The sequence below is a fragment of the Brumicola blandensis genome (assembly GCF_031846165.1).
Classification (GTDB): domain Bacteria; phylum Pseudomonadota; class Gammaproteobacteria; order Enterobacterales; family Alteromonadaceae; genus Glaciecola; species Glaciecola blandensis.
Genome location: NZ_JAVRIE010000009.1, coordinates 47,924 through 58,214 on the forward strand (window position 1 = coordinate 47,924; position 10,291 = coordinate 58,214).

Below are 10,291 nucleotides of genomic sequence, written 5' to 3' on the forward strand. Positions count from 1 at the left end.
AATAATTCACAGTAGTATTGAATCAATAACAAACGGAATTTATCGTGGCGAAAGTCATCTCAATTGCAAATCAGAAAGGCGGTGTTGGTAAAACAACCACTGCGGTAAACGTAGCTGCATCAATGGCGGCAACGAAAAGACGTGTTTTACTGATTGATCTTGATCCTCAAGGCAATGCTACGATGGGTAGTGGTGTTGATAAATACGATGTGGAAAATACCTGCTACGAGTTATTAATCGATGATGTTCCCGTTGAAGACGTGATCATTACCGAAACTACGGGTAAATATCACCTTATTGCAGGTAACGCAGATGTTACTGCGGCTGAAATTAAATTGATGGAAGTGTTTGCCCGTGAACTTCGCTTGCGCAAAGCACTTGAATCTATCCAAGACAAATATGATTATATTTTTATAGATTGTCCACCTTCCCTAAACCAACTTACCGTGAATGCTTTGGCTGCTTCTGATTCAGTATTAGTGCCAATGCAATGTGAATATTACGCGCTTGAAGGTGTAACAGCGTTGATGGATACCATTGAAAAACTTGCGTCTGTGGTCAATCCAAATCTTAAAATAGAGGGCGTACTTCGTACCATGTATGACCCACGTAACCGTCTGGCAAATGATGTATCTGAACAACTTAAACGCCACTTTGGCGACCAAGTTTACCGAACGGTTATTCCAAGAAACGTGCGTTTAGCTGAAGCACCGAGCCATGGCGTACCATCCATGTATTATGATAAATCTTCGACGGGCGCCAAAGCTTATTTAGCGCTAGCCGGAGAAATCTTGCGTAGACGAAACAAATAGAAATTATTAAATGACTCAGGTCATTGAGAAAAAAGGTTGAATTGAGGATGTCTCCAAAAAATAAAGGGCTAGGTCGTGGACTCGATGCCTTACTAGCCACAAGTCGTAGCCACGCTGACAAAGAGAAGCAAGGATCTGCTGACGACGCGCCAGAACAAAATGAATTAAAAACCTTACCAATAGAGTTTATGCAACCGGGTAAGTATCAACCTCGAAAAGACATGTCACCGGAAGCCTTGGAAGAATTGGCAGCGTCAATTCGTTCACAAGGGATCATCCAGCCGATTGTTGTGCGCCAAATAGCGAATGAAAAATACGAAATCATTGCAGGTGAGCGACGTTGGCGAGCAGCCCAGCTGGCGAAATTAGATGAAATCCCTTGTTTGGTAAAATCTGTTCCAGATGAAGCCGCCGTTGCCATTGCCTTAATTGAAAATATTCAACGTGAAGACTTGAATGCGATGGAAGAGGCACAAGCGCTAGACCGATTGATGATTGAGTTCAACCTAACTCATCAACAAGTGGCCGATGCTGTTGGTAAATCTCGTACTACCGTGACAAATTTACTACGACTAAATTCTTTGCAGGAAGATGTGAAGCGACTATTAGAGTATGGCGATATAGATATGGGTCATGCTCGGGCACTTTTGGCACTCGATGGTGATGTTCAATCTGATACCGCCAAGTTAGTCGCCGACAAAGCACTCACTGTTCGTGAAACTGAGAATTTGGTGAAGAAAACGCAACACGAACTGAATAATCCAGCTGATGCTAATCAGAAACCTGAAGCGAAAATCGATCCTGATGTAAAACGATTGGAAACGACCTTGTCGGAAAACTTTGGTACGCATGTTCAAATTGCGCATAACCAAAAAGGTAAAGGAAAGGTAGTTATCAATTTTGGTGATTTAGAGCAGCTAGATGGTATTCTCGAAAAAATGCGTTTAAACGAAAGTTAAAACTGATGTTAGCGTCGGCTTTATTTTCATTCGTTTAGTTAAAGACATAAATTGGTGCGCTTGGTGCACCAACACAGGGAAAAAAGCGCGAAAGAGTTGAATTATTCTGTCATAGCAGTATACTTCGTGCGCCTTTGATTAGGTATGAATTGTAGGATGAAATAATGCCCGTGAATTTGGCAAATAACGGAAAAAAATTAGCCAAAAAAGGGATTGTTGCGCAATGTATATCATCACTAGTGTTAATATTGATCGTTTTAATCATAAAACCAGAATATACAGTTGCAGTAGTTTTAGGCGCCCTCTCCTTCATCATACCGCATAGTATTTTTGCGTATTGGTCATTCCGATACGCTGGGGCAACCAAAAGTAAGTTGGTTGTTCAGAGTTTTAGCAAGGGATTGAAATTAAAACTTGCTTTAACCGCCATATTTTTTGCTACTGCATTTTCTCAGCTAAATGCAGCGCCCGTCCCACTATTAGGCGCATATGTAGTAGCAATGGTTAGCCAATGGCTAGCTATGTATCGACTACGCCAAATGTCGTAGTGACTTGTAAACGATGCAATGTAACAATTTTTAAATTACACAATTTGGGTTAAACAATGGCTTCTGAATATACTACTACGGAATATATCCAACACCATTTAACGAATGCGACGATGTGTAATACCGAATCTGGTATTGCCTTCAACAAAGCATGCGCCGACGCTGGCTTCTGGGCCATTCACGTCGACACCATGGCTTGGTCGATTGGTTTGGGTTTGTTATTTCTTTTCATCTTCCGCCGCACTGCAAAAAAAGCAACAACAGGTGTTCCTTCGAAAGGACAAGCCTTTGTTGAGTTGATTGTTGATTTTGTTAATGACAACGTCACTAGCACATTCCACGGCAAAAGCGCATTAATCGCTCCATTGGCGTTAACGATATTCGTTTGGGTATTGTTGATGAACTTGATGGATTTAGTCCCTGTTGATGTTTTACCAACCATTGCTGGTTGGATTGGTCAGTATGGTTTTGGCATGGACCCGCATGATGTTTACATGAAGGCTGTTCCTACCACCGACTTGAACTTAACGCTAGCGTTGGCACTTGGTGTGTTCGCACTGATTATTTTCTATTCTATCAAAATGAAAGGCATTGGCGGTTTCGCGAAAGAGCTAAGCCTTAACCCTTTCAACCATTGGGCATTTATCCCAGTAAACCTGATACTTGAATTAGTTACCTTGTTTGCTCGTCCACTTTCACTTGCACTTCGTTTATTCGGTAACTTGTACGCCAGTGAATTGATATTTATTTTGATCGCTACAATTGGATTCTTCCAGTTGCCATTGCACTTTGCATGGGCGGTTTTCCATATTCTAGTACTTCCGTTACAAGCCTTTATCTTCATGATGTTAACTATCGTGTATTTAAGTTTGGCTAGTGAAGACCACTAGGAACAGAGTTTCACAACATTTTATTTTTTAACTTTAAACTTTAACTAAAAATCGGAGATATGTAATGATCGCTATCGCAGTTGCTCTACTAATCGGTATGGGTGCCCTAGGTACTGCTATTGGTTTCGGTATTCTTGGTGGTAAATTTCTAGAATCTGCTGCTCGTCAGCCAGAACTAGCACCACAACTACAGGTGAAAATGTTCATCGTAGCTGGTCTTATCGATGCTATCGCAATGATCGGTGTTGGTATCGCTCTATATCTATTGTTCGCTGTTGGCCTAGGCTAATAAATACTACAGTCAGTTAGTGAACTTTATATAGGAGGAGTAGCCCATGAATATGAACGCCACTCTAATAGGTCAATTAATCGCATTTGCTGTGTTTGTGTGGTTCTGCATGAAGTATGTATGGCCGCCACTAATGAAAGCAATTGAAGATCGCCAAAAAACTATCGCTGATGGTTTGGCTGCTTCAGAGCGTGCTACTAAAGACCTAGAACTTGCTCAAGCGAAAGCGACAGAGCAGTTAAAAGAAGCGAAAAGTCAAGCTGCCGAAATCGTAGAACAAGCAAAGAAACGTGCTAATCAACTTGTTGATGAAGAGACACAACGTGGACATGCTGAGCGTGAGAAAATTATCGCTCAAGGTTATGCTGAAATCGAAGCTGAACGTAATCGCGTTAAAGAAGATTTACGCAAACAGGTTGCTGTACTAGCAATATCTGGTGCTGAAAAAATTCTAGCACGTGAAATCGATGCACAGGCACAGAACGACATTGTTGAAAAACTTGTCGCTGAGCTATAAGGGAGATGAGCCATGTCTGAATTGACAACCGTAGCTCGCCCTTATGCCAAAGCCGCTATTGATTTCGCGGTTGAGACCTCAGACATCGCGAATTGGCAAGAAATGCTAGTTTTTGCTGGTGAAGTCGCAAAGAACGACGACATCCGAAACTTGCTAACAGGTGCTTATGCGTCTGACAAACTTGCTGAAATATTCGTTGGCGTTTGTGGTGAACAACTCAACACTCAGGGTCAGAACTTCGTAAAAGTTTTGGCTGAAAATAATCGTTTATCTGCATTGCCTGATATATCGACACAGTTTAACGCCTTCAAGGCGGATTATGACAAAGAAATAGACGTAGATGTTACGTCAGCAATAGAATTGTCAGCTAAACAGTTAGATAGTATGAGTGCGGCGCTAGAGAAAAGATTAGCACGTAAAGTGAAGCTTATTTGTAACGTGGATCCTGCATTGGTCGCTGGCGTAATTATTAAAGCCGGTGACACAGTGATAGATGGTTCCGTAAATTCTAAATTGAACCGTCTTTCAGACGCGTTGCAAGCATAACGGGGATAAAGAGCATGCAACTTAATTCCACTGAAATTGCAGAACTTATCAAGAAACGAATTGAAAAGTTTGATGTAGTAAGTGAAGCTCGAAATGAAGGAACTATCGTTGGTGTTACCGACGGTATTATTCGCATACACGGCCTAGCCGATGTCATGCAAGGCGAAATGATCGAGCTTCCAGGAAGCCGTTACGCTATCGCATTGAACCTCGAACGAGATTCAGTTGGTGCGGTTGTAATGGGTCCATATGCCGACTTACAAGAAGGCATGAAAGTACAATCAACTGGTCGTATCCTAGAAGTACCAGTAGGCCCAGGTCTATTAGGTCGTGTTGTAAACACACTAGGTGAACCTATCGATGGTAAAGGCGCAGTAGAAGCTGCTGGTTTTGAACCAGTAGAAAAAATTGCACCAGGCGTAATCGAGCGTCAGTCGGTAGACCAACCAGTACAAACGGGTTATAAGTCAGTTGACTCTATGATCCCAATCGGTCGAGGCCAGCGTGAGTTGGTAATCGGTGACCGTCAAACAGGTAAAACAGCCCTTGCGATTGATGCCATCATCAACCAAAAAGGTACAGGCATTAAATGTGTATACGTAGCAATCGGTCAGAAAGCATCGACTATCGCTAACGTGGTTCGCAAGCTAGAAGAGCACGGCGCTATGGGTCACACCATCATCGTTGCTGCATCTGCTTCTGAATCAGCTGCACTTCAATACTTGGCACCTTACTCTGGTTGTACAATGGGTGAATATTTCCGCGACCGCGGTGAAGATGCACTTATCGTATATGATGACTTGTCTAAGCAAGCTGTAGCATACCGTCAGGTATCACTACTATTGAAACGTCCTCCAGGTCGTGAAGCATACCCTGGTGACGTATTCTATTTGCACTCAAGATTGCTAGAACGTGCTGCACGTGTAAACAACATTTATGTTGAAAAATATACGAATGGCGAAGTGAAAGGTAAAACAGGTTCATTAACTGCCTTACCAATCATTGAAACCCAAGCGGGTGACGTTTCTGCATTCGTACCAACAAACGTAATCTCAATTACCGATGGCCAAATCTTCCTAGAGAGTGATTTGTTTAACGCGGGTATTCGCCCAGCGGTTAACGCCGGTATTTCAGTATCTCGTGTTGGTGGTGCTGCACAAACCAAGATTGTTAAAAAGTTAGGCGGTGGTATTCGTCTAGCACTTGCACAATATCGTGAATTAGCGGCGTTCTCTCAGTTTGCATCTGACCTTGATGATGCAACGCGTGAACAGCTAGAACACGGTGAGCGTGTAATGGAGCTTATGAAACAGAATCAGTACGCACCGTTATCGGTTGCAGAAACAGCTGTTTCTTTGTTCTCGGCTGAAAAAGGCTATTTGAAAGATATCGAACTTAACAAAGTTCTTGATTTCGAATCAGCACTTCATTCGTATATGAACACTGAAAAAACCGAGCTCATGAACACAATCAATGAAACTGGTAACTATAACGATGATATTGAATCACAGTTGAAAGAAGCGTTCGAAACGTTTAAATCAACACAAACGTGGTAATTCAATAGGCCTCAAGGGTAAACATTTGGGGCTTGTCGTTTAGTAATTGGAGAAAGTGTCATGGCTAGCGGAAAAGAGATAAAAGGTAAAATTGGGAGTATCAAGAATACTCAAAAGATTACCAGTGCTATGGAAATGGTTGCCGCTTCGAAAATGAAGAAGGCGCAAGACCGAATGGCTTCTGGCCGCCCATATGCGCAAAATATGCTAAAAGTGATTGGTCACATTGCTAACGGTAGCTTGGAATATCGCCATCCTTATTTGGAAGAACGTGAAGTCAAGAATGTAGGGTACATTGTTATTTCTACAGACCGTGGTTTATGTGGTGGTTTAAATACTAACGAATTTAAGATGGTCGCTAAAGACGCGAAAAAGTGGAAAGAACAAGATGTTGATATTCACTTTGCCGCGCTAGGGTCAAAAGCCTGTGCCTTCTTCGGTCGTTTTGGCGGTAACGTCATGGCTGCAGAATCAGGACTAGGTGATAAACCAAGCGTTCAAGATGTTGTTGGTATTGTTCGTGTCATGCTTAATGCATATGACGAAGGGAAGTTAGACCGAGTATTCCTCGTGTATAACGACTTTGTTAACACGATGACCCAAGAACCCGTGGTCAATCAATTGTTGCCTTTGCCTAAATCAGAAGATAAAGCATTAAAACATCGTTGGGACTACATCTACGAACCAGATCCAAAAGAGATTTTGGAACAATTAATGGTTCGTTACATTGAGTCTCAGGTTTATCAAGGTGTTGTTGAAAACGTTGCTTCAGAGCAAGCAGCCAGAATGGTAGCCATGAAAGCGGCAACCGACAATGCTGGTAACCTGATTGATGATTTGCAATTGGTATACAACAAGGCTCGTCAAGCCGCAATCACACAAGAGATTAGTGAGATTGTTGGTGGTGCCGCTGCTGTTTAGTAGCGCGACGTGCTTATTTAGGTAAAGAACAAATTTTTAGGAATTAAGAGGACAAATTATGAGTCAAGGTAAGGTCGTCCAAATCATTGGTGCTGTTGTGGATATTGAATTTCCACAAGACTCAGTACCAAGAGTGTATGACGCACTAAAAGTGACCGAAGGTGACTTAGCAGGCTTAACTCTAGAAGTACAACAACAATTGGGTGGCGGCGTAGTACGTTCAATTGCATTGGGTACTACAGATGGCTTACGTCGTAATCTTGCGGTAGAAAATACCGGTGAAGCAATCCAAGTACCTGTAGGTACAGCTACATTGGGTCGTATCATGGATGTATTGGGTAATCCAATCGACGAAGCGGGCCCTATCGGTGAAGAAGAGAGAATGTCTATTCACCGTGAAGCGCCAAGCTACGAAGACCAATCAAGTTCTGTTGAACTACTTGAAACTGGTATCAAAGTAATCGACTTAGTTTGCCCATTTGCGAAAGGTGGTAAAGTTGGTCTATTCGGTGGTGCTGGTGTAGGTAAAACAGTAAACATGATGGAGCTTATCCGTAACATCGCAATCGAACACAGTGGTTATTCAGTATTTGCTGGTGTTGGTGAGCGTACTCGTGAGGGTAACGATTTCTATCATGAAATGAACGAATCAAACGTACTAGATAAAGTATCTCTAGTTTACGGTCAGATGAATGAGCCTCCTGGTAACCGCTTGCGTGTTGCTTTGACAGGCTTGACTATGGCTGAGAAGTTCCGTGACGAAGGTCGTGACGTACTTTTCTTCGTAGATAACATCTACCGTTATACACTAGCTGGTACTGAAGTATCTGCACTACTTGGTCGTATGCCATCAGCGGTAGGTTATCAGCCTACGCTTGCTGAAGAAATGGGTGTACTTCAAGAACGTATTACATCAACTAAGACTGGTTCAATCACGTCTATCCAAGCGGTATATGTACCTGCGGATGACTTGACGGATCCATCACCAGCAACAACTTTTGCTCACTTGGATGCAACAGTTGTATTGTCACGTGATATTGCGTCTTTGGGTATTTACCCAGCGGTTGATCCACTAGATTCTACATCTCGTCAACTTGACCCATTAGTCATTGGTCAAGAACACTATGATGTTGCTCGTGGCGTTCAGTCTGTATTGCAGCGTTATAAAGAACTAAAAGACATCATTGCTATCCTAGGTATGGATGAGCTTTCTGAAGAAGATAGACAAGTAGTATCACGCGCTCGTAAGATTCAGCGTTTCTTGTCACAACCTTTCTTCGTAGCAGAAGTCTTTACTGGTTCTCCTGGTAAGTATGTTTCATTGAAAGACACCATTAGCGGCTTTAAAGGTATCTTGGACGGCGAGTACGACAGCCTTCCAGAGCAAGCTTTCTACATGGTTGGTTCTATCGACGAAGCACTTGAAAAATCTAAGAAGTAATTCGCGGATTAATACTTATAGTGCAGCGAAAGCTGCCTAATAGGAGGCCCCATGGCAATGACAGTACATTTGGACGTAGTAAGCGCAGAAACAGAGATATTCTCTGGTCTCGTTGAAACGGTCCAAGTCACAGGTAGCGAAGGTGAGCTGGGTATACACCCTGGTCATGCTCCTTTGATTACTGGCTTACAACCTGGCATGGTTCGAGTAGTTAAACAGTTTGGTGAAGAAGAATTGATTTATGTTGCTGGCGGTATCTTAGAGATACAACCAGGAAGCATTACCGTTCTTGCTGACACCGCTGTTCGTGCAGAAGATTTGGACGAAGCAGCTGCTCAAGAAGCGAAAAAACATGCTGAAGAAACCATCGCTAAAGGCGGTGCAGACTTCGATTATGCTGAAGCAGCGATTGAGCTAGCTGAAGCTATTGCTCAGTTGAGATTGATTCAAAAACTGCGTAAGTAAGTTAGTAGCTACAAAAAATTTAAAAACCCAGCAATCGAGAGAATGCTGGGTTTTTTGTTTCATGTGAAACAAATTTGCGCTATAGATTCAACGTTAAAATACATTCTTCAAAGGGCTAACAACTGCGTTCCCTCCTCGTTGTAGAATGTGCGTATAGATTTGTGTTGTTCGTATATCAGCATGTCCTAGTTGATCTTGCACTGTTCTAATATCAGCACCGTTTTGTAATAAATGAGTCGCAAAAGAATGCCTAAGGGTATGCGGACCTACTTTCTTTTCGATTCTTGCTGCCATTTGAGCCGCTGCAATCGCCTTACGCAAGCTTGACTCATCAATATGGTGCCTACGCTTTAATTTTGATTCTGGGTCGATTGAGAGCGTTTTTGACGGAAATAAATACTGCCAACCAATCGTAAAAGGACTATTTGGAGATTTGTTTCGTAAGCCTTTTGGCATGTACACGCCTGCAAAACTGTTATTCCCACGATCGAGCACCAAAAAATGGTTTACTAATTGGATTTGAGAGCGAAGTGGTGAAAGTAACTCATCGGCAAGAGTTACAACACGGTGCTTCCCGCCTTTGCCATCCCATACTCGAATGTTTTTAAAATCAAAGTCGATATCTTGAGTACGCAAACGTAAGCATTCCATTAACCTCAACCCACTCCCATACAGTAGGGCTGCCGGTAATTTATAATGTGTGTTGATATGTAGAAACAGCTGTTCTATTTCTTGAACTGTTAACACGGTTGGTAGTTTTTGCTGTCGATTACTTCTAGCAAACTTTAGATCTGGCGAAAGTGGTCGCTTTACTATTTCTTTGTACAAAAAGCTTATTGCGTTAAGCGCAATCGATTGTGTATTTGCCGCCACATGTTTTTGGGTTACCAAGTAAGTCAAATACTGCTCTACATGATCATCAAAAAGCACCGAAGGATGCTGCCCACCGTGGAAACGAATAAAACCATGTATCCACTTTAAGTAAGTTTGGATTGAACGCTTCGCATAGCGGCGAAGATACATTTGTTCTTCAACAAATGATAAGAATTGATTATTCATGCAATAGTCCTTTACTGCAAAAAATTACTGTTTGAATACTCAGTAAAACGCAAGCGCAGGGAAAGAGCAATAGTTTGTAAAAATTCCCGACTTTGGTACAGTGTAGAAATAAGGAATAAAAACCCAAATCTTGTTGTCAGTGGTTTCAACCAAATCTAATATCAATAAACAGGAAGTAAAAATATGAAAATAAGGATTTTTTTCGATACACCATACCGAGAACTTTTTCGGGTAATAGGTTGTTAGTGTGCTAGAAAAGCACGCAACAAAAAGCTAAAAGCATACAAC

General features: G+C 42.1%; 12 protein-coding genes. 11 read left to right on the forward strand and 1 reads right to left on the reverse strand.

Annotated features, from left to right (window positions below; all coding sequences use genetic code 11):
- Window positions 1–44: 44 nt before the first annotated feature.
- The 11 genes from RM544_RS17150 to RM544_RS17200 all read left to right on the forward strand — a co-directional run bounded on the left by RM544_RS17150 (window position 45) and on the right by RM544_RS17200 (window position 8,944).
- A complete protein-coding gene (locus RM544_RS17150; RefSeq protein WP_311363049.1) occupies window positions 45–812 on the forward strand; it encodes a ParA family protein in 768 nt (255 codons plus the stop codon).
- A gap of 47 nt (window positions 813–859) precedes the next feature.
- Window positions 860–1,771 carry a ParB/RepB/Spo0J family partition protein gene (locus RM544_RS17155; protein WP_311363050.1) on the forward strand — a complete coding sequence of 304 codons (912 nt, stop codon included), beginning with the start codon at window positions 860–862 and terminating at the stop codon, window positions 1,769–1,771.
- Between the two features lie 164 nt (window positions 1,772–1,935).
- Window positions 1,936–2,319: an ATP synthase subunit I gene (locus RM544_RS17160; protein ID WP_432264495.1), complete on the forward strand. Its 384-nt coding sequence runs from the start codon at window positions 1,936–1,938 to the stop codon at window positions 2,317–2,319.
- 56 nt (window positions 2,320–2,375) lie between these two features.
- Complete coding sequence (gene atpB / locus RM544_RS17165; RefSeq protein ID WP_311363052.1) at window positions 2,376–3,209, forward strand: F0F1 ATP synthase subunit A; 834 nt, start codon at window positions 2,376–2,378, stop codon at window positions 3,207–3,209.
- Window positions 3,210–3,273: 64 nt separating this feature from the next.
- Window positions 3,274–3,498, forward strand: coding sequence for a F0F1 ATP synthase subunit C (gene atpE / locus RM544_RS17170; RefSeq protein WP_297348786.1), 225 nt, complete (start codon window positions 3,274–3,276; stop codon window positions 3,496–3,498).
- A gap of 46 nt (window positions 3,499–3,544) precedes the next feature.
- The gene (gene atpF / locus RM544_RS17175; protein ID WP_311363053.1) at window positions 3,545–4,015 is read left to right on the forward strand and encodes a F0F1 ATP synthase subunit B; all 471 of its coding nucleotides are present in this window, start codon (window positions 3,545–3,547) and stop codon (window positions 4,013–4,015) included.
- 12 nt (window positions 4,016–4,027) lie between these two features.
- Window positions 4,028–4,561: a F0F1 ATP synthase subunit delta gene (gene atpH, locus RM544_RS17180; RefSeq protein ID WP_311363054.1), complete on the forward strand. Its 534-nt coding sequence runs from the start codon at window positions 4,028–4,030 to the stop codon at window positions 4,559–4,561.
- 14 nt (window positions 4,562–4,575) lie between these two features.
- On the forward strand, window positions 4,576–6,117 hold the full coding sequence (gene atpA / locus RM544_RS17185; protein ID WP_311363055.1) for a F0F1 ATP synthase subunit alpha: 1,542 nt from the start codon (window positions 4,576–4,578) through the stop codon (window positions 6,115–6,117).
- A 60-nt stretch (window positions 6,118–6,177) separates the two neighbouring features.
- Window positions 6,178–7,038, forward strand: coding sequence for a F0F1 ATP synthase subunit gamma (gene atpG / locus RM544_RS17190; RefSeq protein ID WP_311363056.1), 861 nt, complete (start codon window positions 6,178–6,180; stop codon window positions 7,036–7,038).
- Between the two features lie 58 nt (window positions 7,039–7,096).
- Window positions 7,097–8,479, forward strand: a complete 1,383-nt coding sequence (gene atpD, locus RM544_RS17195; RefSeq protein WP_311363057.1) for a F0F1 ATP synthase subunit beta — start codon at window positions 7,097–7,099, stop codon at window positions 8,477–8,479.
- Window positions 8,480–8,530: 51 nt separating this feature from the next.
- Window positions 8,531–8,944, forward strand: a complete 414-nt coding sequence (locus RM544_RS17200; protein WP_311363058.1) for a F0F1 ATP synthase subunit epsilon — start codon at window positions 8,531–8,533, stop codon at window positions 8,942–8,944.
- Window positions 8,945–9,037: 93 nt separating this feature from the next.
- On the opposite strand, the gene RM544_RS17205 is transcribed toward RM544_RS17200, so the two are convergent.
- Window positions 9,038–10,003, reverse strand: a complete 966-nt coding sequence (locus RM544_RS17205; RefSeq protein WP_311363059.1) for an integron integrase — start codon at window positions 10,001–10,003, stop codon at window positions 9,038–9,040.
- Window positions 10,004–10,291: the final 288 nt, after the last annotated feature.